Genomic DNA, 25923 nt, shown 5'->3' on the forward strand with positions numbered 1-25923 from the left:
TCGGTCCTCAATTCTTGGCGCCGCCGCCGAGGTTGATGTTGTGTCCGCTGCCGCTGATGCTGCTGCCGATCACGCTGCTGTGCACCGGGCCCTCGATGAAGTTGAACGTCTTGTTGATCTCGGTGGCCTTCTCGCTGAACTCGGCGGCCGAGTAGCCCTTGCCGGTCAGGAAGTCGCCGATGGTGTGGAAGGCGGATTGCTGTAGCAGCTTCAGGTACCGCTTGATGTCCACGAGCTGGAAGTAGTTGTCCACTTCCTCGGCCGCGGCCAGCTCGCGCAGGCTCACCGCGGAGCCGTACTTGGCGGGCACGAGCATGCCCGGCTCATCGCGGATCGGCGTCATGCCGTCGGCCAGTTGACGCCCTCGGCGCGTCACCGACAGGGGCATGTACACCCACTCGCCGAGGCCGCGGAGGATCGTGCGCCACGGCGCCGAGGACATCCCGTCCACCTGCCGGTACTCCGATTTGATCGGCAGCAGCACGTGGGGCTGCCATTCGATGTAGAGGTGCTCCTGGTCCGCGCCGAGGTGGACGTGCACGGTGATGGTCAGCGCCCGGTCCCAGGTCTCCATCTGGTAGCAGCGGTAATAGCGCATCCACTCGAGCGGCTGCTCCGCGATGCGCGCCATCTCCTCGGCGGAGACCCGCTGCACCGGCGGCGCGTCGAGAGTCGGCAGGATCTGGTTGGTCTGCGGATCGTCCAGGTGGTCCAGCAGCGGGTGGATGCCCACGAAGACCCAGTCGCTGGTCGCCAGATCCCGCAGCCTGCTGCTCGGCGACAGGCCCGGCGAGTCACCGAGCTTGGTCAACCCGGCACCGATCCGGTTGTGCAGTTCCGAGAGGGTGAAGGGCTCCGGTTCGACCAGGCTGTCCTCCCGGCCCAGCCGAATGGTGATCGACCACGGCTTGGACGGTCCGCCCGCGCCGACGAACGGGTGGAACCCCCGGTGCACGATCACGTTGGTGCCGTTGTCGTCGAACCGCGCCACCCGATCGAGTTGGTCGCGGAACGCGCCCGTGTTCAGGGTCCGGAAGAACCGGGTGAAGGGCGACGGGTCGTTCGCCGGATCGCGCTGGAAGGCGGCGCGGTGCCGGAAGCAGCGGGTCAGCAGGGTGTGCACGGCGAGTCGGTCGGCGAGCATCACGGCGAGCATCACCAGGCCCAGCCCCAGGTCCCGAAGGGTGAGTTCGGCTTCGGCCTCGAGTACGTCGGAAACGCCGAAGAAGGCGAAGGAGTCGATCCCGTAGTCGAAGACGACGGGGATCGTCAACGCCAGCAAACACGCCACCAGGATGGCCAGCAGGCTCAGAGCTTTGGTGCGGAAGAAGCGGAAGACACCCTGGAGGAAGGCGTGCGCCACCGAACCGCGGCTCCACGAGATCTCGCCGCGCGCCAGCGACCGGACGAACCTGGCCATCGAGATGACCGCCGCGACCCACAGGATCGTCGTCGTCCACGAGACGACCAGTCCCGGGTTGCTCACCACCAGGGCGGTGAGCAGCGCCAGCAGCAGGGCATCGCGGACCCGCCTGCGGGAGCGGGCTGCCACCGCCTCCCGCAGCACGGCGGCCGCGTCGTAGCCGGGCGATGGCGCCACGGCTCGGTAGGGCTCCACCAGTAGCTCTCGGATGGCCATGTCGGCGAAGTCCTGGTCGGAATGCGCCGCCGCCGAGAGGTAGCGGGACGGCTCGTCCCGCTGCCGCGGCGTGTCCGCCACCCGGGTGGTCCACGCCGCAGGAACAGGCGGCGCCCACACCCCGATCTCACCCGTGCTGCTCAACTCTCCCCCTTGTTCACGGCCGTGCGTGTTCGCGCATGACGGTGAATACGCGCTGAATTTCGTTCTCGCTGGTCACAGGCCCGCTCGCGTAAATGAAGTAGACCGTGCCCTGATTCTCCCAGTACAGCGCGGTCAACTTGCGTCTGCCGTTCTTCTCGAACTCGATTTCCCAGGTCGCTGCCGGGTATCCGTGAAATACTGTGGATTCGAGCCGAATGGGCACGGCATCCTCCAGCGCCACATCGCGCTGGATCTGTTGCACGTACTGGTGGACATCGGAGACGAACTCCGGGCGGATGCCGTAGTAGAGCAGAAGGTCGTTGTCCCGGTCGGTCACCTTGAACATGCCGAGGTGGTCGCCCGGCTCGATGGTCCAATCCACCGGCACCACGGTCTGGAAGCCCTCGCGGCTCACCACGGACTGGAACCCCGGCGGCACCGCCGACGGCGGGCTTTCCGCGGTGGACGAGGAGCGGGAGAAGGTCGTGGTGGGCGCGGGAATATAAGACTGGGTCTGCGCACCAAGGTCGTCCCGTGGCGCGGCGTCCACCGGCTCTTCGGCGCCGACATACATGATCAGCACCGCGACCGCCGCGGCCACGGCGAGATATCCGCCCGCGAGCCCCATTCCCAGCTGCCAGGAGTCCCACCGCGCCAGGAAATTGTTTTCCCGGGTGGTATCGGAGCGCGGCCGCGAAGAGTCCACAGATTCCTCCCGATGACGCATTGCGCATACGTTAATGTGTCCGCGTCGCGGCAGGCCAGGGGGGCGACATTTGATTTCAGCGTCAAATAGTTCTGGGGTGCGAATGGTGAAGAACTTGCACAACTGCTGGTCGCCGGAACGTCAGTGGCGGAACCTGTGGCGGAAGTGGGAGCTGGACGAGTCCGCCGGAATTCGCGGCCTGGCCTTCAAGGCGGTCGAGGCGGACGAGCCGAAGGCCGAGGCCGGACCGCAAGGCGACGCGGACCGATTCGCCGCGCTGTCCGCGCTGGCTTCCGCGCGCTGGGACGAGGCCGAGCGGCTCGCGATACGGGGGTCGGACCCGCTGCTCGCGGTGGTGATGGGCGATACCTTCGCGGTGCGCGGGGACTGGAACCGCGCCGCGGCGTGCTACGACTCCGCCGTGGCGGCCCTGCCCGAGCACCCGATCCCACGACTGGGCCTGTCCGTCGCACTGTCGGCGCTGGGCGACACCGGCAGCGCGCGCCGGTTCGCCGCCGAGGTGGGCTCCCACCACCCCGGGCACCCCGCCATCGACTACTACCTGGCGCTGGCGCTGCACCTGAGCACGGTGGCCGTGCGGGCGCGGTCGCGCAACGGCGAGCCGGTCATCACCAGCCCCGCCCAATTGGCGGAGTGCGAACGCGGCGCGGCCTTGATGTTGGAGCTGAACGTCGACGACGCCGAGCTGACCGCCGCCGCGGCGGAGCTGCTCGCGGAGACCCGCGAGGCCCGCAACCCCGTCTGGCGGGTCTACCGCAGAGATCTCCGTCTGGTGGCCCTCTTCACCCTCATGACCGCCCTGATCCCGCTCGGCGCGCTCAACGACAACCTCGGTGTCGTGATCACCTGCGCGTTGGTCGGCGCGGGCCTCGTACTCGGCTACGTGGTCAGCCGCCGACACCGCCGGTGGGAGCTGACCGCCCAGGCCAAGGCCCCGCTGCTCGTCTCCAGCGGCATCTGAGGCAAACACAAGGGCGGCCGGTCCGAAGACCGACCGCCCTTGTACGGGGTTCTCCGGGTCAGGTGCGCTTGAACAGCAGGGCGCGCTTGACCTCTTGGATGGCCTTGGTGACCTGGATGCCGCGGGGGCAGGCATCCGTGCAGTTGAAGGTGGTGCGGCAGCGCCAGACGCCGTCGACGTCGTTGAGGATGTCCAGCCGCTCCTCGGCGCCCTCGTCGCGGGAGTCGAAGATGAAGCGGTGGGCGTTGACGATCGCCGCCGGGCCGAAGTACGTGCCCTCGGTCCAGTACACCGGGCACGAGGTGGTGCAGCAGGCGCACAGGATGCACTTGGTGGTGTCGTCGAAGCGCTCCCGGTCCGCCGCCGACTGCACGCGCTCGCGGGTGGGCTCGTTGCCGTAGGTGATGAGGTACGGCTTGACGGCACGGAACGCCTCGAAGAAGGGCTCCATGTCGACCAGCAGGTCCTTGTTCACCGGCAGGCCCTTGATCGGCTCCACCGTGATGGTGGTGGCCTTGCCCCGCCCGGACAGCAGGTCCTTGATCAGCACCTTGCAGGCCAGCCGGTTCACGCCGTTGATGCGCATGGCGTCCGAACCGCAGATGCCGTGGGCGCAGGAACGGCGGAAGGTCAGCGTGCCGTCCAGGTACCACTTGATGTGGTGCAGCAGGTTCAGCACGCGGTCCGTCGGCAGCGCGGGGACGTCGAAGGAGTCCCAGCGGGGCTCCTCGTCGACCTCCGGGTTGAAGCGGCGGATCTTGACGGTGACGGTCACCGAGCCCTCGGGGGCGGGGGGCACGGAGCCGCGCGAGCCCGAGACGGTCTCGTCCAGAGTTGCGGTCATCAGTACTTACGCTCCATCGGCTTGTAGCGGGTGAACGCCACCGGCTTGTAGTCGAGTCGGATGTCGGCGGTCAGGCCGGTGCCCTGCTTGTAGGCCATGGTGTGCCGCATGAAGTTGACGTCGTCGCGCGCCTGGTAGTCCTCGCGGGCGTGCGCGCCGCGGGACTCCTTGCGGTTGATCGCGCCGACCACCAGCACCTCGGCCAACTCCAGCAGGAAGCCAAGCTCGACGGCCTCCAGCAGGTCGGTGTTGAACCGCTTGCCCTTGTCCTGCACGGACACGTTGGCATACCGCGCCTTGAGCGCCTGCACGTCGTGCAGCGCCTGCTTCAGCGTCTCCTCGGTGCGGTACACCGAGGCGTTGGCGTCCATGGTCTGCTGAAGCTCGGTGCGCAGGTCCACCACCCGCTCGCCGCCGGTGGAGTTGCGCAGCTTCTCCACCAGGTCGATCACCAGCGTCTCGGGGTTCTCCGGAAGCTCGGTGTGCTCGACGGACAGCGCGTACTCGGCACCGGCGATGCCCGCGCGGCGGCCGAAGACGTTGATGTCCAGCAGCGAGTTGGTGCCCAGCCGGTTCGCGCCGTGCACCGAGACGCAGGCGACCTCGCCCGCGGCGTACAGGCCCGGCACCACCGTGTCGTTGTCCCGCAGCACCCGGCCGCGGATGTCGGTCGGCACGCCGCCCATCGCGTAGTGCGCGGTCGGGTACACCGGCACCGGCTCCTTCACCGGGTCGACGCCCAGGTAGGTGCGGGCGAACTCGGTGATGTCGGGCAGCTTGGACTCCAGCACCTCGGCGCCGAGGTGGGTGCAGTCGAGCAGCACGTAGTCCTTGTTCGGGCCCGCGCCGCGGCCCTCGCGGACCTCCAGCGCCATCGACCTGGCCACGATGTCGCGGGGCGCCAGGTCCTTGATGGTGGGCGCGTAGCGCTCCATGAACCGCTCGCCGGAGGCGTTGCGCAGGATCGCGCCCTCGCCGCGGGCGCCCTCGGTGAGCAGGATGCCCAGGCCCGCCAGGCCGGTCGGGTGGAACTGGTAGAACTCCATGTCCTCCAGCGGCAGGCCCTTGCGGAACACGATGCCCATGCCGTCGCCGGTCAGGGTGTGCGCGTTGGAGGTGGTCTTGAAGACCTTGCCGAAGCCGCCGGAGGCGAAGATCACGGCCTTGGCCTGGAAGACGTGGATCTCGCCGGTGGCCAGTTCGTAGGCCACCGCGCCGGTGCAGACCGGGCCGGTGGGCGTCTCGGTCAGGCAGATGTCCAGCACGTAGAACTCGTTGAAGAACTCGATGCCGTGCTTGACGCAGTTCTGGTACAGCGTCTGCAGGATCATGTGGCCGGTGCGGTCGGCCGCGTAACAGGAGCGGCGGACCGCGGCCTCGCCGTGGTTGCGGGTGTGCCCGCCGAACCGACGCTGGTCGATCTTGCCCTCGGGCGTGCGGTTGAACGGCAGGCCCATCTTCTCCAGGTCGAGCACCGCGTCGATGGCCTCCTTGGCCATCACCTCGGCGGCGTCCTGGTCGACCAGGTAGTCACCGCCCTTGACGGTGTCGAAGGTGTGCCACTCCCAGTTGTCCTCCTCGACGTTGGCCAGCGCGGCACACATGCCGCCCTGCGCCGCGCCGGTGTGGGAGCGGGTCGGGTAGAGCTTGGTGAGAACCGCGGTGCGGGCGCGCTGACCGGACTCGATGGCCGCGCGCATCCCGGCGCCGCCAGCGCCGATGATCACCACGTCGTATTTGTGGAACTGCATTGGACAAGCCCCTTAGCGCGCTACGAGCCGATGTTCGGGTTGAAGGTGAAAATGACGAAGGTGCCCAGCGTGATGATCAACACCATCGACACGTAGAGCAGCATCTTCAACCAGAACCGGGTGGCGTCCTTGCGGGCGTAGTCGTTGATGATCGTGCGCAGCCCGTTGCCGCCGTGCAGCTGGGCCAGCCACAACATGGACAGGTCCCAGAACTGCCAGAACGGCGAGGACCAGCGGCCCGCGACGAACGCGAAGTTCACCTTGTGCACGCCGTTGTCGAGGAACAGCATGATCAGGAGGTGGCCCAGCACCAGGAACACCAGCAGCAGGCCCGACAGGCGCATGAACAGCCAGCTGTAGAGCTCGAAGTTGCTACGGCGGGCGGCCGGGCGGCGCGGCGAGCGCGGCGGGGCGATCACGGTGGGTTCGGCGACAGCCATGTCAGTGACCCCCGAGCAACTGTGCGACGGCCTTGCTGATCAGGTAGTAGGAGCCGGGAATCATCACCAGCAACCAAATCGTGATGATTACCCACAGCATCGGGCGCTGGAAACGCGGGCCCTTTTCCCAGAAATCAACGAGCATCACGCGGATGCCGTTGAGCGCGTGGAAGAGGACCGCGGCGACCAGCCCGAGCTCGAAGAGCACGAAGAACGGGTGCTTGTAGGTCTCGATGACTTGGTCGTAGGCGTTCGGCGATACCCGCACCAATGCGGTGTCGAGTACGTGCACGAACAAGAAGAAGAAGGTGAGCACGCCGGTGATGCGGTGTGCGACCCACGACCACATGCCCAGGTCACCACGGTAGAGGCCGCGCGATGCGCGGGGCGGGGATACCGTGGAGGTGGTGGTGCTGGCCATGCTTGAACGGCCTCCAACCTCGCTGGTGGACGATTCACATCTATCTCAGATTCTTGGGATGCTAGACCCGGGCGAATCCATTGACCCACTCGTGGACGCCCTCTGTGACTGACCAGACAACCGCGAGGTTCTTTTCACCGACACCTGTCCCGGCAAGTGAGGATCGCCGCGAACACGCTGCGTGGCATCCGGGGGATCAAGGGACTAATTTGAGGTGTCTGGGCTCACTTTTCGAGGGCAGCCGGCTAATGTGCCCTCCGACACCTTTACCGGCAGGTAGCGCAAGGGAGATGCGTCGGATGCGTGGGAGTGTGATCGCGACAGTGCTGCTGACCGCGGCGCTGTCGTTGGTCGGCTGTGCCAAGGATGGAACCGGCGGGAACCAGGGCCAGAACGGCGGCGGTGAGACCGACTGCAAGCGCAATGCCGCGCCCGCGGCGCCCCCAAGCTCGTCGACCAGCGCCACCACGGGCAACCGTGCCGACGCGAGCGGCCTCAAGGTGGGTCTCGCCTTCGACATCGGCGGCCGGGGTGACGGCTCCTTCAACGACTCCGCGGTCGCGGGTGTCACCAAGGCCAAGGCCGAGCTTGGGCTGACCCAGGTCAAGGAGGTCTCCGCCGCGGCGGGCGAGAACTCCTCCGCGCAGGCCGCCCGGCTGCGCCAGCTTGCCCAGGAGGGCTACAACCCGATCCTGGCGATCGGTTTCGTCTACGCCCAGCCCATCGGCGAGGTGGCCAAGGAGTTCCCCAACACCCGCTTCGCGCTGGTCGACGGCTTCGTCCAGGGTGCGACGAACGTGACGCCGCTGCTGTTCGCCGAGGAGCAGGGCTCCTTCCTGGCGGGCGTTGTCGCGGCCAGCAAGACCAAGAAGTGCCACATCGGCTTCGTGGGCGGCGTGGACATCCCGCTGATCCAGAAGTTCTACGCGGGCTTCGAGCAGGGCGCCAAGGCCGTCGCGCCGGGCATCAAGGTGGACAAGAAGTACCTCACCCCCGCGGGTGACACCAGCGGCTTCAACGACCCGCAGAAGGGCACCGAGGCGGCCAAGGGCCAGCTTGACGCGGGCGCCGACGTGATCTTCCAGGCCGCCGGTGCCTCCGGCAAGGGCGTGTTCTCCGCCGTCAAGCAGAGCGGTGCGATGGCCATCGGCGTCGACGCCGACCAGTACAACCAGCCCGTGGTCGCCGAGTACAAGGACGTGATCATCTCGTCCATGCTCAAAAAGGTCGGCGTCGCCGTCTACGACTACATCGCCGCCGCGGCCCGCGGCGACCTCGGCACGCTGCCCAAGGCCTTCGACCTCAAGGTGGACGGCGTCGGCTACGCCACGTCCGGCGGCAAGATCGACGACCTGGTGCCCGCGCTGGAGGGGTACAAGCACGAGATCGTGACGGGCAAGATCAAGGTAACCGAGCAAGTTGGCTGATGACGCGCACGCCGGTGAGCCCACGGACATCGTGGTGCTCACCGGCATCACCAAGCACTTCCCTGGGGTGGTCGCGAACAGCGACGTGTCGTTGCGGGTGCGCAAAGGCGAGGTCCACGCGCTGTGCGGCGAGAACGGCGCGGGCAAGTCCACTCTGATGAAGATCCTGTACGGCATGCAGCGCCCCGACGCGGGCAGCATCGCCGTGGACGGCGCCGACGTGCGCTTCCGGTCGCCTGCCGATGCCATCAAGGCCGGTATCGGCATGGTGCACCAGCACTTCATGCTCGCCGACAACCTCACCGTGCTGGAGAACGTGGTGCTCGGCACCGCGGGCATCGGCGAGCAGGCCCGGCGGCGCATCGCGGAGCTGTCCGAGCGGACCGGGCTGCGGGTCCGGCCCGACGTGCTCGTCGAGCAGCTTGGCGTTGCCGACCGGCAGCGGGTGGAGATCCTCAAGGTGCTCTACCGGGGCGCCAAGGTGATCATCCTGGACGAGCCGACCGCGGTGCTGGTGCCGCAGGAGGTGGACGAGCTGTTCGACACCCTGCGCGGCATGCGCGAGCAGGGCTTCACCTTCCTGTTCATCTCGCACAAACTCGGCGAGGTCAGGGCCATCGCCGACCAGGTCACCGTGCTCCGCAAGGGCACCACGGTGGGCACCGTCGACCCGGCCGAGGTCAGCGCACGCGACCTGGCGGAGATGATGGTCGGCAGCGAACTGCCCTCGCCGCAGGTCCGCGAGTCCACCGTCACCGACCGCGAGGTGCTGCGCGTCGATGGCCTCGAGGTGCTGTCCGAGCACGCGGGCGATCAGGCCGACCGGCCCGTGCTGGCCGATATCGACCTGGTGGTGCGGGCGGGCGAGATCGTGGGCATCGCGGGCGTCGAGGGCAACGGGCAGACCGAACTGGTCGAGACGTTGATGGGCCTGCGCAAGGTGCACCGCGGCCGCATCACGCTGGACGGCGCCGATGTCACCACCGCCGACACACTGACCAGGCGTGAGGCGGGCATGGGCTACGTGCCCGAGGACCGGCACCGGCACGGGCTGCTGCTCGAGCTTCCGCTGTGGGCCAACCGCATCCTCGGCCACCAGGGCCGACCGCCGGTCTCCCGCGGCGTCTGGCTGGACATCCCTGGCGCTCGCCGCGACACCGAGCGGATCGTCGCCGAGTTCGACGTGCGCACGCCGAGCATCGACGTGGTGGCGGCGGCGCTGTCCGGCGGGAACCAGCAGAAGCTGGTGATCGGCCGCGAGCTTTCCGGTGATCCGAAGCTGTTGATCGCCTCCCATCCCACCCGCGGCGTCGACGTCGGCGCCCAGGGCGCGATCTGGCGGCAGATCGTCCAGGCCCGCGCCGCGGGACTGGCGGTGCTGCTGATCTCGGCGGACCTGGACGAGTTGATCGGCCTGTCCGACACGATCAAGGTGATGCTCGGCGGCAGGCTGGTCGCCGACGCCGACCCCGCGACGGTCACACCCGACGGCCTCGGCTGCGCCATGACCGGTGCCGCGACCTCTCCGGAGGGCGTCACCATGGCAGGGGGAACCGATGCGTAAGTTGCTTCCGCCGCTGCTGGCGATCGTGTTCTCCGCGTTGCTGTGCGGGATCACCCTGATGGTCTCCGGCGGCGATCCGGCCCAGGCCCTGCTGCGGATGATCACGCAGGTGGGCGAGGGCAGCACCGCGGTGGACATCCTCAACGCCGCGGCGATTTACTACCTGGCCGCGCTGGCGGTGGCCATCGGCTTCCAGATGAACCTGCTCAACATCGGCGTGGAAGGCCAGTACCGGCTGGCCGCGGTCAGCGCCGCGGTGGTCGCGGGCTCGGTGAGCCTGCCGTTCGGCCTGCACGCGGTGCTCGCGCTGGTCGTCGCGGCGCTGGTCGGCGCCGCCTGGGCGGGTATCGCCGCGGTGCTCAAGGTGTACCGCAACGTGCACGAGGTGATCTCCACGATCATGCTCAACGCGGTGGCCCTCGGCCTGGCCGCCTACCTGCTGCGCGCCGACGTGTTCGGCAAGCAGAGCGGCAACAACATCGGCACCTCGCCGATCCCCGAGTCCGGCTGGATCCCTGGTATCTCGTTCGGCTCCGCGGGCACCCTGTTCGGCTCGGTGCTGCTGGTCATCGCGATCGGCGTCGGGTACTCGGTGCTGATCAACCGCACCCGCTACGGCTTCGAGTTGCGGGCCTCCGGGGCGTCCCCGACCGCGGCGAGTGCGGGTGGCGTGAATGCCAAGAAGATGGTGATCAGCGCGATGCTGCTGTCCGGCGCGGTGGCCGGGCTGGTCGGCATGCCGGAGATCCTCGGCCGCGACCACAGCTTCTCGCTGACCTTCCCGCAGGGCTACGGCTTCACCGGCATCGCCATCGCCCTGCTCGGCCGCAACCACCCGTTGGGCATCGCCTTCGGCGCCCTGCTGTGGGCCTTCCTGGACCGCAGCAGCATCGCCCTGGAAGGCATCGGCGTGCCCCGCGAGATCGTGATCATCATGCAGGGCTCCATCGTGCTGTCGGTGGTCGTCGCCTACGAGGTCGTCCGCCGCTTCGACCTCACCGCCCAACGCCGCAAGGTCGGCCGGGAGGTGGCCGCCGCATGAGCACGTTCTGCTGGTCGCTCAAGCCGGTTTCCGTTGCGGAGGTGCCATGTCGGTGATGACTCCCGGGCCCGCCGCGACGCCCGCGCCCGCGGGGACCACCCGGCCCGTGCCCGCGGTGCGGCGCAGGTTGCCGGGGTGGGCAAGCGGGCTGATCTGGGTGGCGGTCGCGATCGTGGTCGTGTCGGCCACCTCGTTCCTCACCGACCTGCCGGTGCTGACCTCCTCGGGCACCGTGCAGTCCACGGTGCGGCTCGCGCTGCCAATTCTGCTGGCCGCGCTGGGCGGGCTGTGGGCCGAGCGGGCGGGCGTGATCAACATCGGGCTCGAGGGCATGCTGATCCTCGGCACCTGGGGCGCGGCGTGGGCCGGCTACCAGTGGGGGCCGTGGGCGGGGTTGCTGTCGGCCGCGGTGTTCGGCGCGCTGGGCGGCCTGCTGCACGCGGTGGCCACGGTGACCTTCGGCGTCAACCACATCGTCTCCGGCGTCGCGATCAACCTGCTCGGCGCGGGCGTGACGAAGTACCTGGCCACGGTGGTGTTCGAGCCGGTGTCGCAGAACCCGCGGGAATCGCCCGCGGTGTCGAAGTTCGACACCTACTCGGCTCAGCCGCTGGGTGAGTGGCTGAACTCGCTCGAGGATATGCAGCGGGTCGGCCTGTCCGATGTGGCGGGCATCCTCGGCGGCCTGCTGATCGGCGTGTCGCCGCTGACCATGCTGGCGCTGCTGCTGGTCCCGGTGAGCTACCTGGTGCTGTGGCGGACCGGCTTCGGACTGCGGCTGCGCTCCTGCGGGGAGAACCCCTACGCGGCGGAGTCGCTGGGCGTTCCGGTGTACCGCTACAAGTACCTCGCGGTGACGCTGTCCGGCGCGCTGGCCGGGCTCGGCGGGGCCGCGCTGGTGCTCAACCCCGGCCAGCCCGGCTACCTGGAGGGCCAGACCGGCGGCCGCGGCTACATCGGGCTCGCCGCGATGATCTTCGGCAACTGGCGGCCCGGCGGCTTGCTAGGCGGTGCCACGTTGTTCGGCTACGCCGACGCGCTCCAGCTTCGGCAGGGCGGCGCGACCGTGCACGCCCTGCTCTACGGTGCGTTCCTGCTGCTGCTCGCGGTGGTCGTGCTGCAACTGGTGCGCCGCAAGCGCAAGGCGGCGTTCATCGCGCTGGCCGCGGCCGCGTCGATGTACGCGGTCTACTGGTTCACCGACGAGGTGCCCCAGCAGCTCACCGCCTCGGTTCCGCATGTGGTGACGCTGGTGGTGCTGGCCGCGGCGGCACAGCGATTGCGACCGCCCGCGGCGGACGGCATCAACTTCCGGCGAAGTAGTTGAATTGGGGTGGCCGCGACAATGGGGTGGTTTCCTCCCGAAATTGTCACGGTCACCCCGCAAACCGGTCTTTGTCGTGGCGCCGCGGCGGTAAACGGGCTTAAGGTCTGAAGGGTGTTCGATCCCGCAGCCGTAATCGACTGGGAGAAATTGCGGGCAGCCGCGGCACAGGCCGCGACCCTTGCCTACTGCCCGTATTCCCGCCTGGAAGTCGGCGCCGCCGCATTATGCGACGACGGCCGGATCATCCTCGGCTGCAATGTGGAGAACGCCTCGTTCGGGCTCGGGATGTGCGCGGAATGCACCATGGTCGGCCAGCTTCGGCTGACCGGCGGTGGCAGGCTCGTCGCCGTCGCCTGCCGCGGCAGCGACGATCGGCTGCTCATGCCGTGTGGGCGCTGCCGCCAGGTGCTGTACGAGTTCGGCGGGCCGGACTGCCTGCTGGACACCCCGCGCGGGGTGCTGCCGATGAGCGAGGTCCTCCCCGACGCCTTCGGGCCGGACGACCTGCCCGCCTGAACCTCCCGCCTGATTGGGGAACGGATGCCCACGTTCGCCGCCGTCGACGTCATCGCCGCCAAGCGTGACGGCAACCCGCTGACTCCCGAGCAGATCGACTGGGTCCTCGGCGCCTACACCAGGGGCGAGGTCGCCGACGAGCAGATGTCCGCGCTGGCGATGGCCGTCCTGCTCAACGGCATGGACCGCGAGGAACTCGCCGCCTGGACACAGGCGATGATCGACTCCGGCGAGCGGCTGGACCTGTCCGGTGTGGACCGCCCCACCGTGGACAAGCACTCCACCGGCGGAGTCGGCGACAAGATCACGTTACCGCTCGCGCCGCTGGTCGCCGCCTGCGGCGCGGCCGTGCCGCAGCTTTCCGGCCGCGGCCTCGGCCACACCGGCGGCACCCTGGACAAGCTCGAGTCCATCCCCGGCTGGCGCGGCCGGCTCAGCCTGGCGGAGATCAGGGCCCAACTCGACGATGTCGGCGCGGTGATCTGCGCGCCGACCGACGGTCTCGCCCCCGCCGACCGCAAGCTGTACGCGTTGCGCGACGTCACGGGCACCGTGGAGTCGATCCCGCTGATCGCCAGTTCGATCATGAGCAAGAAGCTGGCCGAGGGTGCGGGCGCGCTGGTGCTGGACGTGAAGTTCGGCAGCGGCGCGTTCATGAAGACCGCGGACCGGGCCCGCGACCTGGCCTCGGCCATGGTGGCCATCGGCGCCGCGCACGGCCTGCCGACCACCGCGCTGCTCACCGACATGTCCACGCCGCTGGGCCGCACGGTGGGCAACGCCCTGGAGGTGGCGGAGTCGGTGGAGGTGCTGCGCGGCGGTGGCCCGGAGGACGTGGTGGCGCTGACGGTCGCGCTGGCCAGGGAGATGCTCGCCGCCGCCGGAGTGTCCGGAGTGGACCCCGCCGAGATGCTGGCCTCGGGTGGGGCCTACGAGACCTGGCGGCGGATGATCTCCGCGCAGGGCGGTGATCCCGAGGCCCCGCTGCCGCGGGCCCGGCACGTCGAGAAGGCGATCTTCGCGCCAGCCGACGGCTGGCTGTCCGCGATGGACGCCCACGCGATCGGCATCGCGGCCTGGCGGCTGGGTGCGGGCCGGGCCCGCAAGGAGGACGCCGTCCAGCCCGGCGCGGGTGTGGTGTGCCTGGTTAAACCCGGCGACCAGGTGGTCAAGGGCGAGCCGATCCTGGAACTGCACACCGACACCCCGCAGGCCATTCCGGGGGCGCTGGACGCGGTGCACGGTCGGATCACCATCACCCCGGACAAGCCCCAACTCGACCACCCGCTCGTCCTGGAGACGCTGCGCACCCAGGATTGATTCCCGCGGACTGTTCCTTTTCGGACCACGATCATTTCGTGATCAAGCAACGATTCGCGCCGCGACGATTGGTGTGAAAGGCCTTCGCCATTCCGGTGATCCCACCGTGATGCCCCGAACCCACGGCCGGCACCACGGCCGAATCGGGTTCACGGAAGGAGCAGGACCCGACTCATCAATTGCACCACGCGCCCTGTGGACAACCTGTGGATAACCGAACGCGGCTCCGCGCTGAACTTCGGTAGCGTTGATTTGGGGGGTCCCCCAACGGCTTGGGACATGACTGAGGGGCACCCGGAAAGTCCCCGGGTGCCCCTCAGCGGTTCAGCGTGGGATCAGGCGCCTTCGATGGCCATGTCCTCGTCCAGCTTCTCGATCTTGTTGCCGTTGACCGTCTTGCGGGTGCGGCGCTGGGCGCGCTGCGGCAGGGTGGTCGGCGGCGGCGGGGCCTGGTGTCCACCGCCACCGAGGATGAGCTCGGCGAAGGTGGCCATGGCCTCGTCCAGCTGGGTGGCGTGCCGGTCCTCGGACTCCTGGTTGGCCTTGCGCACCAACGAGACCAGGCGGTCGGCGTCGGGGCGGTTGGACAGCGAGTTGTCCAGCGCCTTCAGGCCGCTCTGCATCGCGCCCGCGAGGTCGCCGATGCGGGAGCTGAAGCCGTCCTCGACGGTGTCGATCCTGCTGGTGACATCGTTGAGGTTGCCCGCGAGCTGCTCGAGGCGGGCAGCCAGGCTGTCCAGCTTGTCGGTCGGGTCGACGGCGGGACGGCCCGCGAGGTCGTCCAGCTTGCCGTTGGTGCCGTCGCGAACCTCGCCGACCAGCGAGAGCAGCGCGTCGTTGCTCTCGGCCTGCGAGCGCTGCAGCGCCTCGCGGGTGCCGTCGAGGTGCTCGTGCACGCCCTCGTCGACCTCGTCCAGGCGGCCGCGCAGCGCGGTCTCCAGCGCCTCAAGGCGCTCGCGCACCGGTCCGTGCACGGAGGAGGGCAGCGCGTCCATGCGGCCGTCCTGCTTGTCGAGGTGCAGATCGAGGTCGTCAAGGCGCTTGTGGATGTGCGCCAGCTTGTCCTCAAGACCGTCCATGCGGCCCGCGACGCCCTCGAACCGGCCGGACACGCCGTCGAGACGGCCGTCGAGCTGGGCGAAGGGCTTGGCGAGCTTGTCGACCAGGCTGTCGACGGCGCGGTGCAGTTCGGTGATCGCACCGTCCTGCGCCTCGAGCTTGGCCAGGGCCTCGTCGACCCGCTCGGCGAGCACGCCGGTCTCGGTGCGGTCGGGGAGTTCGGAAAGGCGCTTGCGCACTGACCCCAGCGACTCAAGCGGGGACAGCCGTGCGTGGATCTCATCCAACGCATCGAAAACCTGCTGCTGCTCGGACTCGCGGATTTCCGCGGCCCGCAGCAGCATGCTGCGCATGCGGTCGAACGACATCGTGGCAGAGGGGTTCTCGTTCACGGCGGTGACCTTCGTCGAGGGGGAATAGGGAAGACGTCGGGGAGCGTAGCCACCCCCGACCGGACAGCCGGCACGAGCCCCCGGCGCAGAAGCGCCATCGAGGGTGTGCTTAAGCCCTTTTCCGACGTTTCGGTCCGGGGCCGTGGGCGACGCTGAAACTTCCCTTGGAGTTGTACGAGGAAGGTATGCCCTAATTGGGTGAGCAAGCAAGGCAAAGTTGCCACTTTCCGTGACAGAAGTGACGTGACAGTTGGCCCGATTAGGCCACAAGTATGAAGTTTCGCGTCGCTGAGCGCTCGTTATTGATCATAACTAAACATGATCTTCGTTGCGAGCGTTTCGCCGCTCGAGTCGCCCGGACGGATGTACCGTGACTTCATGTCGACTCCGTCTCCGATGCCGCAGACTGCCCCGTTGTCGCTGGAAGACATACGACTCGCGCCGAAGGTGCTCTTGCACGACCACCTCGACGGAGGCCTCCGACCGTCCACTGTGCTCGATCTGGCCGGACAAATCGGTTACGCCGAACTGCCGTACCAGGACCAGGCCGAACTGGGCAACTGGTTCCGCCAAGCAGCGGATTCCGGTTCGCTGGAGTTGTACCTGAAGACCTTCGCGCACACCGTCGCGGTGATGCAGACCAGGCAGGCCCTGGTCAGGGTCGCGGCCGAATGCGCGGAGGACCTCGCCGCCGACGGCGTCGTCTACGCGGAGGTGCGTTTCGCGCCCGAACAGCACACCGAGGGCGGCCTGTCGGTCGACCAGGTGGTGCAGGCCGTGCTGGACGGCTTCCGGCTCGGCACCGAACGCGCGGCGGCCCAGGGGCGCGACATCCGGGTGGGCGCCCTGCTGTGTGCCATGCGGCAGCACGCCAGGGCGACCGAGATCGCCGACCTCGTGGTGCGCTACCGCGACACCGGGGTGGTCGGCTTCGACATCGCGGGCCCGGAGGCGGGCTTCCCGCCCACCCGCAACCTTGACGCCTTCGAGTTCCTGCGTCAGCAGAACGCCCACTTCACCATCCACGCGGGTGAGGCGTTCGGCCTGCCGTCGATCTGGGAGGCCATCCAGCACTGCGGCGCCGAACGGCTGGGCCACGGTGTGCGGATCGCCGACGACATCAAGGTCGCCGACGACGGCAGCGTCCACCTTGGACGGTTGGCGAGCTATGTGCGGGACCGGCGGATCCCGCTGGAGATGTGTCCGTCATCGAACCTGCAGACCGGCGCGGCGAACTCCCTCTCCGACCACCCCATCGGGCTGCTCACCCGGCTGCGCTTCCGCATCACGGTGAACACCGACAACCGCCTGATGAGCGGCTGTTCGGTGTCCAGCGAGTTCGCGGCGCTCTCCGAGGTCTTCGGCTACGACTGGTCCGACCTGCGCTGGTTCACCGTGAACGCGATGAAGTCGGCGTTCATCGGCTTCGACGAACGCCTCGCCCTCATCAACGACGTGATCAAGCCGGGCTACGAGAAACTGATCAACGGCGGGTAGCCGAACAGCGTTGCACCGTCAGCAGCCCGCGACGCACCGCGCGGGCTGCTCCTCGAGTGGGCAGCAGGCTCAGTGCTTGTTGAGGCGGTCTTCGAAGGCGTGGACCAGTTCCTGCCAGCTCGCGACCTCGGACTGGAACGGCGGGCTGGGCGCCAGCCGTGTCGGGTCGGGGCGGAGCACGAAGGACACCAGCCAGCCCAGGCTTTCCGAGGGTTCCAGCGCTTCGCTGACGGAGTTGTCCTCCGCCCAGTCCGCGGCGTCGGTCAGCAACTCGACCGCGAGGTCCAGCTGGTTGGGGTCGACCGAGCCGGGGCCGTCGGCGAGGTCCTCGCCAAGGCCCGCCAGCACGTAGGTGTTCTCCGGGTCGACGTCGATGTCCAACTCGCCGCCGGTGGCCTTGGTGACCACGTCGGGCCAGGTCGACACGGTGAGGAGGTCGTGCTCGATCTCGGAGTCCACCACGAAGCGGGCCAGCGCACGCGGGGAGCCGAAGACCTCGATCTTGCCGTCCGAGCCGAGGAACAGCGGGCGGTCGCCCAGGTAGCAGCGCAGCGTGTAGTACTCGCCGTCGCTGGTGATGACCTTGATCGGGTCGATGCCGACCTCGGCCCAGAAGCCGGTGGGCTCGGCGTCGGAGTCCTCGGCGTCCAACTCGGCTGCCTCGGCTTCGGCGTCGGAACCGGTCTCGGCGTCCTCGATCACCTCGTCCTCGACGCCCGCGGGGAAGGCCTCGGCGACCTCCTGCTCGGCGGTGGCCAGCGCGGTCGCGTCGACCTTCGGGGTGGCGACCATCGAGTCGATCTCGTCCAGCAGCTCATCCCATTTGTCCACGATCACCTGGGACAGCTCGTCCCAGCGGCGCTGGCCGTCGCGGCCGGTGAACGGGAAGGTGCCCTGGTCGAGCACCGCGAAGCCGTCGGCGGAGTCCAGGATCTCGTGGACCTTGTCCAACCCGCACACATCGGCCAGCGAGCGCACCATGGCGATCACGTCGGCGAGCTCGCCGATGGTCCAGGTGTCGGGGTCCTCCGCGGCAAGCTCGGGCACGCCGACGAGGTCGTAGTGGTGATCGTCGTCGGGGATCAGCTCCGGCGCGGGCAGCCCGGGGACCACATGCCAGGCCGGGTGGTCGGCCAGGTCGTGCTCCGGCGTGGTGCGCACGAAGGCGGCGAGATGTGCCGTGTCGGGGAAGCCGAAGAGGTTCTCCTCATCACCGAGGAACGCCTCCCACTCTTCACCCTCCTCCCGCCAGCGCGGCGCCCACAGGGTGACGAGATCCCCCTTGGGCAGGCCAAGCTCGATCGGGACGATGTCCTGCGCCATGCTCACCTCCGGCACATGCGGATGAACCCGGGCGGCAGCCTACGTGGTCATCTTCGCCGCGTCTTTAGTGGGCTGCCTCCGGGCCCTCGCGCAGGAAGGCACGTCTTTCCCGCCAAGTTGATCAGCGGTCGGAGCGCAGCGAGGACGGGTCGAAACCGAACAGGTCGTCATCGTCGTCCTCGATGGGTGGCGGTGCCGCCGCCGGGCGGGGCGCGGTGACGGTCGCGCTGTCCCAGCCCGCGGCCCTGGCGGGCGCGATGCCCGCGGAGGACTCGCTGACCGCCATCGCCTCATCGCCGATGACCAGCGCGAGCACGTTGTAGCCGCGCTGCTTGGCGAACTCCGCCGCCTGCCGGGCGGTATCCACTATGGACTTGCCGAGGGCGCGGGGGTCCTGGTTCAGCGCGGCCGGGTGCAGCCACAGGCCGGTCAGCGCGCCGGTGGGGCCGACCTGCGCGGCCACGGTGCCGTCCTGGCTGCGGGCCTCCCCGGTCACCTCGGCCAGCCGCCGCGGCAGGTCCTTGCTCGCCTGGTAGGCGGCCTCGGCGTCGGTGATCAGCTGCTCGACGGTCCGGCCGGTGTCCACGCTCTCGGTCACCGGTGACGCTCCAACACCGAGCCGTACTCCTCATCGCCATCGTCCTCGCGGTCGGCCGCCGTGACGCCGAGGTCGGCAGCGGCCCGCAAAGCGTCGGAGTCCAGCACCCCGCGCAGCACATCGTGCATGCGGGCGGCGGCGTTCTTCGTGGCCGCCGCAGCGACCCGGACCACCTCGGCGGCCAGCGCCTCCGGTCCGAGCCGCATCGCCGCTGGGTTGATCTGCACGTCACGCAGCACGCCCGCGGCGTCGACCTCCACGGTCAGCGCGCCGTCGGAGGACCGGGCGCGGCCGACGACGGGCCCGCCGCGGTCCAGCCGCTCCTGGACGCGTTGCCGCGTCCGCTCGATCCTGGCCGCGGTCCTGGCGATCTCGTCGCCGATGTGGTCGGTCACACCCATCACCCTGTCGGACGGTAGAAGCCCATGAACGGCATGCCGGAGTTGCTGGTGCGCAGCGGGCCGATCTGCACCGGGTCGCCGGCCTCGATGAGCTGGCCGTTGCCGATGAACATCGCGACGTGGCCCTTCCAGACGATCAGGTCGCCCGGCAGAAGCTGGTCGGCGGAGGGCACCTCGGCGCCGATGGCCTGGGCCGCCGAGTGCCGCGGCAGGTCGAGGCCCGCGTCGGCGTAGGCCCACTTGGTCAGTCCCGAGCAGTCGGTGCCCTGCGGCGGGTTCGACGCTGCCCACACATACGGCGTGCCCAACGCGGTCATCGCCTTGCGCACCGCCGCGGCCGCGATCTCGTTGGGCGCCTGCACCGTGCCGCCGCCTGGGAGGTTGATGTCCACCCCGGAACCGGGCTGGGGCGGGATCGCCACCGGCAGGTGCGGTTTGTGCGCGCCGCCCCCGCCGCCCCCGCCTCCACTGTCGGAGCCTCCACCGCTGCCACCACCGGAACCGCCGCCTGCACCGCCTCCGCTACCGCTGCCCGAGCCGTTGCCGTCGGCGCTCTGGCTGCCGACCACCGCGGGCCCGGCCGGGGCGCCGATGGGCGTCCCGAGGTTCTCCAGGGCGCCCGCGTCCACCACCTGGAGCCCGGCGAGCTTGCCCGCGGCTGCGGTGAGCTGGTCCTTGACCGTGCCGAGGTGTCGGGCGGTCTCGGTGGCCTGCTTGCGCGCCTCGGTCTGGGCCTCGCCGAGCACCTGCGTCCACTGGTCGGTGCCCGCGGCCGCCTCCAGTTTGGGCCGGGCCCAGCCGAGGAAGTTGTTGATCACGCCGTCGATGGTTCGGCGGCCGCCCTCGACGGCGTTCACCGCCTCGGATGCGGCGGACTGGGCGGTGGTGCAGTTGCCGGACAACGCGGTCAGGGCGTTGCCGAGCACGCCGGTCCGCTCCTGGAAGCTGCCCGCGCGGTCGCCGTACCAGTTGTCCAGCGCGCTCTTGGCCGCCGTGTCGTGTTGGCCCTTGAGGTCGGCGAGCTTGCCCGCCGCGGTGCTCAGCGCGGCGGCGGCGCGGCTCGCGCTGCCGAGGTCGCCGTCCAGCCTGGACCGGTGCTCCCGCATCGGGGCGACCATGCCCTCGAGTTCAGCTGCTGCGTTGGCCATCGATCGGTGATCCCCCTGGGCGTCAGTGCGCCTGCGCCGCGCGGTTGAGGTTCCGCGCGTGATCCTGTTCCGCCTGTTCGTAGGCGGTGGCGGCGTTGTTCACCGCGGTGCCGAGGCCCTGCAACCCGGCGGCGGCCGCCTTGATCGCGTTGAGCTGTGCGGTGACGGCCTGGCCGAAGGCGGCGGGCAGGTTGGTCTCGGCGGCCACCTTGCCGAACGCGTCCGCGGCGACCGTGCTCGCGTCCTTCAGCGATGCGGTGCCGACCGAGGCGATCTCACCGCCAAGACCCTGGGCACGATTGGCATAACCGTGCAGAGCCTCGAACTGGACATGAATGCGGTCCTTCGGCTGGGTCATGACGCCGCCTTCCTCCCCGTCCCCCCGTTACGACGCTGCTGGTCCGCCGCCGGTTCCACCAGACTGCCGCATCGGAAGGCCGGGCGGAGGCATAACCACGTCATTTCGACACTATTGCCTTCCTCGGACACCTTGGACCGGTGATCATCAACCATTGAGCGGTACCAAACAGCATTCGCTTTCCTGATACTGGACAAATGGGGGTTATTTGTGATTGGGGGCGTGTGATCGACGGTCTTCGTCGGATCGCGCCCGTTACACACTCCGCTCTGGCTCCGGGAGATGTGAGCGTCCTGGGTGAAGTCGAGCGGGTTCTGGGGGCCGAACTACCGGCCGACCTCCGCGAATTCTGGGCAGTATGCGGAGGAACTCTCGACGGGAGGCGGGCGGAGATCTTTCCGCCCTACTACTCGCCGTACTCGCCCACCGAGGCTCTGGCCTGCCGCAAGCGGCTGACCGGGCCCGGCAGCGATTACGTCGGCGGCGACACGGGCACCAGGCTGGGCTGGCCCAGCGCGCTGATGCCCGTCGCGCACACCGGATGCGGGATCTACCTGGTGCTGGACCTGAGGCAGGGTCCGCGCCGAGGTCGAGTGTTGGAACTGGACTACCGGCTCGGCTCGGTGTCCGCATCCGGCTGGCCGACGCTGGGCTCACTCATCGGCAGCGTCGCCGACGCACTTCAGTACGGAACCGGCGTGGACGGTTACAACGCCATGCCTACAGCGGGCAGCCTTGACTGGGCGCTGGGCGAGTTCTCCCTCCAGGGAGCGTCCACGCTCTGGCACGGCGCCGCGTAATTCACGACGGTGGCTTCAGCGGCCTCGCCCGATGCCCGTCTGCGGCGAGACCGCTGAAGCCCACCATTGTGAAAACTCCCCACACAATTCTTCGCACCCGAGTTGGTCATTTTCCAGGCCCGGGACACTGAGTCCGGAGATGGCGGTGGTGATTTCCGGACTTAGCCGACTAAGTCGGGTTCAGGTGCCGACGGGGTGCCAGACGGTTTTGGTTTCGATGAAGGCGCGGAGGCGGCGGAGGTCGGGTTCGCGGGTCCAGTCGGGTTCGGCTGCCGCGGCGCGCAGGACGCGTTTGACGGTGCCCGCGGCCGCCTGTTCCAGGTCCGCCCGCTGTGACTGCGGGGCGCCGACCAGATCGAGGGCGTTGACCTCGGCGTGGGTGGCCAGCCAGGGCGCCAACTCGGCGGTGCGGCCGGTCAGGATGTTCACCACGCCGCCCGGCACATCCGAGGTGGCCAGCAGTTCCCCGAAGGTGATCGCGGGCAGCGGGCGGTGCTGACTTGCCAGCACAACGCACGTGTTGCCGGTGGCGATGGCGGGCGCGACCACGCTGACCAGGCCGAGCAGACTGGAGGACGCGGGCGCGATCAGGCCCGCCACCCCGGTCGGCTCCGGGACGCTGAAGTTGAAGTAGGGGCCCGCCACCGGATTGGCGCCGCCCAGCACGGTGGCCACCTTGTCGGTCCAGCCCGCGTACCAGACCAGCCGGTCGATGGCGGCGTCCACGGTGGACTGCGCTCTCTTGAGCGGCACGCCCTCGCAGGCAATGACCTCGGCGGCAAGCTGCTCGCGGCGGCCCTCGGCCATCTCGGCGATGCGGTAGATCACCTGGCCGCGGTTGTAGGCGGTGGCGCCCGACCAGCCGGGGAAGGCCTTGGCCGCCGCGGCCACCGCCTCCCGGACGTCCTTGCGGGAGGCCTGCGCGGCATTGGCCAGGAAGGCGCCCCTGGCATCGCTGACCGGGTACGAGCGGCCCGACTCCGAACGCGGGAACGCGCCGCCGATATAGAGCTTGTAGGTCTTGGCCACCCCGACCCGCGAGCCGTTCTCCTGCTGGACGTTAAAAATCAAGGTAGGCCTCCAGACCAGCGCGGCCGCCCTCGCGGCCGAAGCCCGACTCCTTGTAGCCGCCGAAGGGCGCGGCCGGGTCGAAGCGGTTGAACGTGTTCGCCCACACCACACCCGCCCGCAGCTTCTGCGCGGCCCACAGGATGCGGGAGCCCTTCTCGGTCCACACACCAGCCGACAGGCCGTACGGCGTGTTGTTGGCCTTGCTGATCGCCTCGTCCGGTGTGCGGAAGGTGAGCACCGACAGCACCGGTCCGAAGATCTCCTCACGGGCGATCCGCATCGACTGCTGCACGTCGGAGAACACCGTCGGCGCGAAGAAGAAGCCCTTGTCCGGCAGGGGGCACGGGCTGGTCCAGCGCTGGGCGCCCTCACTGTCGCCGGACTCGGCGAGTTCGGTGATCCTGGCCAGCTGCTCGGCGGAGTTGATCGCGCCGACATCGGTGTTCTTGTCCAGCGGGTCGCCGACCCGCAGCGTGGTGATGCGCTGCCGCAGCTTCTCGATCACCTCGTCGGCCACCGACTCCTGCACCAACAGCCGGGAGCCCGCGCAGCAGACATGGCCCTGGTTGAAGAAGATGCCGTTGACGATGCCCTCGATCGTCTGGTCCAGCGGGGCGTCGTCGAAGACGATGTTGGCGGCCTTGCCGCCCAGCTCCAGCGTGAGCCGCTTCGGCGTGCCCGCAACGGCCTGCTGGATCTGCTTGCCCACCTCGGTGGAACCGGTGAAGGCGATCTTGTCGATCTCGTCGGAGTTCACCAGCTCGGCGCCGACGTCGCCCGCCCCCGGCAGCACGTTGACCACGCCCGGCGGCAGGCCCGCCTGCTGCACGATCTCGGCCAGCACCAGCGCGGTCAGCGGAGTGGTCTCCGCGGGCTTGAGGACCACGGTGTTGCCGCAGGCCAGCGCGGGCGCGAGCTTCCAGGCCGCCATCAGCAGCGGGAAGTTCCACGGGATGATCTGCCCGGCGACGCCGATCGGCTTCGGGTGGGGCCCGTAGCCCGCGTGGCCCAGCTTGTCCGCCCAGCCCGCGTGGTGGAAGAAGTGCGCCGCGGCCAGGGGGATGTCCACGTCGCGGGACTCCCTGATCGGCTTGCCGTTGTCCAGGCTCTCCAGCACGGCGAGCTCGCGGCCCCGCTCCTGGATCATCCTGGCGATCCGGAACAGGTACTTGGCCCGTTCCGCGCCCGGCATCCGGCCCCACACCCGGTCATAGGCCCGGCGGGCCGCCCGCACCGCCCTGTCCACATCGGACGGTGAGGCGGTGGAGACCTCGGCGAGCACCTCGCCGGTGGCCGGGTTGATCGTCTTGAGCGGATCGCCCTCGCCGTCGGTGAACTGCCCGTCCACGAACAGCTGGTAGCTCGGCCGCAGCCCGGCCGTCTCCGCCGACTCCGGTGCCGGGGCGTACTCGAACACGTTCTCGGTCATCTCGCCCCCTAATCGATCGCCACGTAGTCGCGGCCGCTGTAGTGCCCGTCCAGTTGGGTCCGCCGCTGCATCAGCAGGTCGTTGAGCAGGCTTGAGGCCCCGAACCGGAAGCCTTGCGGGTCCAGCCAGTCCCGGCCCGCCACCTCGTTCACCGCGACCAGGTAGCGGATCGCTTCCTTGGTGTTGCGGATGCCGCCCGCCGCCTTCACCCCGCGGCGCTCACCGGTTCTGGCCCGCCAATCCCGCACCGCCTGCAACATCACGTGGGTGACGGGCAGGGTGGCCGCGGGGGAGACCTTGCCGGTGGAGGTCTTGATGAAGTCGCCGCCCGCCAGCAGCGCCAGCCAGCTTGCCCGCCGCACGTTGTCGTAGGTGGCGAGCTCGCCGGTTTCCAGGATGACCTTCAGATGCGCCTGTCCGCAGGCCTGCTTGACCTGTGTGATCTCCTCGAACACCTGCCCGTAGCGGCCCGCGAGGAACGCGCCGCGGTCGATCACCATGTCGATCTCGGTGGCGCCCGCTTCCACCGCGAGCCTGGTGTCGGCGAGCTTGATCGCCAGCGAGGAACGCCCCGACGGGAAGGCCGTGGCGACCGCGGCGACTCCGACGCCGCTGCCCGCCAGTTCGGCCGCGGCGACGGCGGCCAGGTCGGGGTAGACGCAGACCGCGGCCACCGCGGGCACATCGGGTTGGCCGGGATCGGGGCGGCGGGCCTTGGCGGCCAGCGTGCGCACCCTGCCCGGCGTGTCCGCGCCCTCCAACGTCGTCAGGTCGACCATGGCGATCGCGGTGTCGATGGCCCAGAGCTTGGCGGCCTTCTTGATGCTGCGGGTGGCAAGGGTCGCCGCCCGCTGTTCGAGACCGACGTGGTCGACGCCGGGCAGCCCGTGCAGGAAACGGCGCAGCGCCGCGTCGTCACGGGTTGCCTCAGCCAACTCCGGCGTCAGCTGTGCGGGCGAAATGGCCATGCCCCCACTCTAGGAGCCCGCACCGGCCGTGACGTCCGCAACACCGTTACCGAAGGTCGAAACCACCTGCTTTCCCCAGCGCCTCAGGTCTAGGGCTCGGTGAGGTCCGAGGTCGGCGGGGAGAAGACCGAGAAGTTGGCGGTGAACGGCACGGCGTCGCCGATCCAGTCCCAGGACTGGATCTGGCCGCGGCTGCGGCGGCCGATCAGCGCCCGCCACAACTCGTAGCCCTGCGTGGTCACCGTGGCCACCGGCTCGCCATGGCCGACCGTCCACTGGCCCGCCTCGGTGACCATCACCAGCGTGCCCGGCGGCTTGAGCTCCATGAACGACTTCGCACCACCCGCCAGCGCGGCCAGCATGGGCTGCCAGCAGTCCTCGGGCACCCTCGGCAGGCCGAACGTGCCGCGCAGGTCGGCCTCGTGCTGGGTCACGTCGTGCACCACCGGGTATGGCTTCGTCAGGATGGCCTCCACCTCGGGCGAGCGCCGCGCCCACTCGGCGAGGTTCTCCTCGACCGGCCGGTCCTGCCGTTCTCCGACGTGACGCGCTGTCCACTCCGGACCCGGCGCGCCGTCAAGTCGCTTGTCCGCCACGTCGGAACACACACCAGCCAAGTGCGCGACCACCTGTCGGACTGTCCACTCTGGACACGCGGCCACCGGCCGGTCGAGCTGCTCCGGTCCGAGGCCGCGCACCAGTTCCGTGATGCGGACTCGTGATTCGCGGTAGATCCGGTCGTACATCCGCCCTCCA

25 protein-coding genes are annotated in these 25923 nt (G+C 69.2%); 9 read left to right on the plus strand and 16 right to left on the minus strand.

The window, feature by feature from the left end:
• Positions 1-7: 7 nt before the first annotated feature.
• Together ACU6XJ_RS14110 and ACU6XJ_RS14115 are read right to left on the minus strand one after the other, a co-directional pair.
• Complete coding sequence (locus ACU6XJ_RS14110; RefSeq protein ID WP_476310844.1) at positions 8-1783, minus strand: hypothetical protein; 1776 nt, start codon at positions 1781-1783, stop codon at positions 8-10.
• A 13-nt stretch (positions 1784-1796) separates the two neighbouring features.
• The gene (locus ACU6XJ_RS14115; protein WP_476310846.1) at positions 1797-2489 is read right to left on the minus strand and encodes a hypothetical protein; all 693 of its coding nucleotides are present in this window, start codon (positions 2487-2489) and stop codon (positions 1797-1799) included.
• 106 nt (positions 2490-2595) lie between these two features.
• Here ACU6XJ_RS14115 and ACU6XJ_RS14120 point away from each other — a divergent pair, with 106 nt between their 5' ends.
• Positions 2596-3471, plus strand: a complete 876-nt coding sequence (locus ACU6XJ_RS14120) for a tetratricopeptide repeat protein (protein WP_476310848.1) — start codon at positions 2596-2598, stop codon at positions 3469-3471.
• A gap of 58 nt (positions 3472-3529) precedes the next feature.
• On the opposite strand, the gene ACU6XJ_RS14125 is transcribed toward ACU6XJ_RS14120, so the two are convergent.
• The 4 genes from ACU6XJ_RS14125 to sdhC are packed head-to-tail and all read right to left on the minus strand — an operon-like array spanning position 3530 to position 6927.
• Positions 3530-4315, minus strand: a complete 786-nt coding sequence (locus ACU6XJ_RS14125; protein WP_476310851.1) for a succinate dehydrogenase iron-sulfur subunit — start codon at positions 4313-4315, stop codon at positions 3530-3532.
• Positions 4315-6066, minus strand: coding sequence for a succinate dehydrogenase flavoprotein subunit (sdhA, locus tag ACU6XJ_RS14130; RefSeq protein ID WP_476310853.1), 1752 nt, complete (start codon positions 6064-6066; stop codon positions 4315-4317). The genes ACU6XJ_RS14125 and sdhA overlap by 1 nt, the downstream gene beginning before the upstream one ends.
• A gap of 20 nt (positions 6067-6086) precedes the next feature.
• On the minus strand, positions 6087-6506 hold the full coding sequence (locus ACU6XJ_RS14135) for a succinate dehydrogenase hydrophobic membrane anchor subunit (protein ID WP_476310856.1): 420 nt from the start codon (positions 6504-6506) through the stop codon (positions 6087-6089).
• Position 6507: 1 nt separating this feature from the next.
• The gene (gene sdhC, locus ACU6XJ_RS14140) at positions 6508-6927 is read right to left on the minus strand and encodes a succinate dehydrogenase, cytochrome b556 subunit (RefSeq protein WP_476310859.1); all 420 of its coding nucleotides are present in this window, start codon (positions 6925-6927) and stop codon (positions 6508-6510) included.
• Positions 6928-7226: 299 nt separating this feature from the next.
• On the opposite strand from sdhC, the gene ACU6XJ_RS14145 reads away from it, so the two are divergent.
• The 6 genes from ACU6XJ_RS14145 (at position 7227) to ACU6XJ_RS14170 (ending at position 14123) form a co-directional block, all read left to right on the plus strand.
• The gene (locus tag ACU6XJ_RS14145) at positions 7227-8354 is read left to right on the plus strand and encodes a BMP family lipoprotein (protein ID WP_476310862.1); all 1128 of its coding nucleotides are present in this window, start codon (positions 7227-7229) and stop codon (positions 8352-8354) included.
• Positions 8347-9918 (plus strand): ABC transporter ATP-binding protein, encoded by a 1572-nt coding sequence (locus ACU6XJ_RS14150; RefSeq protein ID WP_476310865.1) that lies wholly within the window; start codon positions 8347-8349, stop codon positions 9916-9918. Before ACU6XJ_RS14145 ends, ACU6XJ_RS14150 begins: the two co-directional genes overlap by 8 nt.
• On the plus strand, positions 9911-10960 hold the full coding sequence (locus tag ACU6XJ_RS14155) for an ABC transporter permease (protein WP_476310868.1): 1050 nt from the start codon (positions 9911-9913) through the stop codon (positions 10958-10960). Before ACU6XJ_RS14150 ends, ACU6XJ_RS14155 begins: the two co-directional genes overlap by 8 nt.
• Before the next feature lie 55 nt (positions 10961-11015).
• Entirely contained in the window at positions 11016-12287 is a 1272-nt protein-coding gene (locus ACU6XJ_RS14160) for an ABC transporter permease (protein WP_476314008.1), read from the plus strand.
• A gap of 111 nt (positions 12288-12398) precedes the next feature.
• Positions 12399-12803 carry a cytidine deaminase gene (locus tag ACU6XJ_RS14165; protein WP_476310870.1) on the plus strand — a complete coding sequence of 135 codons (405 nt, stop codon included), beginning with the start codon at positions 12399-12401 and terminating at the stop codon, positions 12801-12803.
• 24 nt (positions 12804-12827) lie between these two features.
• Positions 12828-14123 carry a thymidine phosphorylase gene (locus ACU6XJ_RS14170; protein WP_476310873.1) on the plus strand — a complete coding sequence of 432 codons (1296 nt, stop codon included), beginning with the start codon at positions 12828-12830 and terminating at the stop codon, positions 14121-14123.
• Positions 14124-14458: 335 nt separating this feature from the next.
• On the opposite strand, the gene ACU6XJ_RS14175 is transcribed toward ACU6XJ_RS14170, so the two are convergent.
• Positions 14459-15574: a hypothetical protein gene (locus ACU6XJ_RS14175; RefSeq protein WP_476310876.1), complete on the minus strand. Its 1116-nt coding sequence runs from the start codon at positions 15572-15574 to the stop codon at positions 14459-14461.
• Between the two features lie 378 nt (positions 15575-15952).
• Between ACU6XJ_RS14175 and ACU6XJ_RS14180 the strand changes: the two genes are divergently transcribed.
• Positions 15953-17071, plus strand: coding sequence for an adenosine deaminase (locus ACU6XJ_RS14180; RefSeq protein ID WP_476310879.1), 1119 nt, complete (start codon positions 15953-15955; stop codon positions 17069-17071).
• Positions 17072-17140: 69 nt separating this feature from the next.
• On the opposite strand, the gene ACU6XJ_RS14185 is transcribed toward ACU6XJ_RS14180, so the two are convergent.
• The 5 genes from ACU6XJ_RS14185 to ACU6XJ_RS14205 form a co-directional block, all read right to left on the minus strand.
• Entirely contained in the window at positions 17141-18394 is a 1254-nt protein-coding gene (locus tag ACU6XJ_RS14185) for a primosomal protein (RefSeq protein ID WP_476310882.1), read from the minus strand.
• A gap of 121 nt (positions 18395-18515) precedes the next feature.
• Complete coding sequence (locus tag ACU6XJ_RS14190) at positions 18516-18992, minus strand: YbaB/EbfC family nucleoid-associated protein (RefSeq protein ID WP_476310884.1); 477 nt, start codon at positions 18990-18992, stop codon at positions 18516-18518.
• Positions 18989-19387, minus strand: a complete 399-nt coding sequence (locus ACU6XJ_RS14195) for a YbaB/EbfC family nucleoid-associated protein (RefSeq protein WP_476310887.1) — start codon at positions 19385-19387, stop codon at positions 18989-18991. Before ACU6XJ_RS14195 ends, ACU6XJ_RS14190 begins: the two co-directional genes overlap by 4 nt.
• Positions 19388-19392: 5 nt before the next feature.
• Positions 19393-20541 carry a C40 family peptidase gene (locus tag ACU6XJ_RS14200; protein WP_476310889.1) on the minus strand — a complete coding sequence of 383 codons (1149 nt, stop codon included), beginning with the start codon at positions 20539-20541 and terminating at the stop codon, positions 19393-19395.
• Between the two features lie 22 nt (positions 20542-20563).
• Positions 20564-20899: a type VII secretion target gene (locus ACU6XJ_RS14205; RefSeq protein WP_476310892.1), complete on the minus strand. Its 336-nt coding sequence runs from the start codon at positions 20897-20899 to the stop codon at positions 20564-20566.
• 284 nt (positions 20900-21183) lie between these two features.
• Here ACU6XJ_RS14205 and ACU6XJ_RS14210 point away from each other — a divergent pair, with 284 nt between their 5' ends.
• Positions 21184-21699, plus strand: a complete 516-nt coding sequence (locus ACU6XJ_RS14210; RefSeq protein WP_476310895.1) for an SMI1/KNR4 family protein — start codon at positions 21184-21186, stop codon at positions 21697-21699.
• Between the two features lie 180 nt (positions 21700-21879).
• Here ACU6XJ_RS14210 and ACU6XJ_RS14215 read toward each other — a convergent pair whose 3' ends face one another.
• From ACU6XJ_RS14215 to ACU6XJ_RS14230, 4 genes are all read right to left on the minus strand, one after another.
• A complete protein-coding gene (locus ACU6XJ_RS14215; protein WP_476314010.1) occupies positions 21880-22767 on the minus strand; it encodes an aldehyde dehydrogenase family protein in 888 nt (295 codons plus the stop codon).
• Positions 22760-24199, minus strand: a complete 1440-nt coding sequence (locus ACU6XJ_RS14220) for an aldehyde dehydrogenase family protein (RefSeq protein WP_476310898.1) — start codon at positions 24197-24199, stop codon at positions 22760-22762. Before ACU6XJ_RS14220 ends, ACU6XJ_RS14215 begins: the two co-directional genes overlap by 8 nt.
• Before the next feature lie 8 nt (positions 24200-24207).
• Positions 24208-25167: a deoxyribose-phosphate aldolase gene (gene deoC, locus ACU6XJ_RS14225; RefSeq protein ID WP_476310900.1), complete on the minus strand. Its 960-nt coding sequence runs from the start codon at positions 25165-25167 to the stop codon at positions 24208-24210.
• Positions 25168-25256: 89 nt separating this feature from the next.
• Positions 25257-25913 (minus strand): maleylpyruvate isomerase family mycothiol-dependent enzyme, encoded by a 657-nt coding sequence (locus tag ACU6XJ_RS14230; RefSeq protein ID WP_476310903.1) that lies wholly within the window; start codon positions 25911-25913, stop codon positions 25257-25259.
• Positions 25914-25923: the final 10 nt, after the last annotated feature.

The sequence above is a fragment of the Actinorectispora metalli genome (assembly GCF_056323685.1).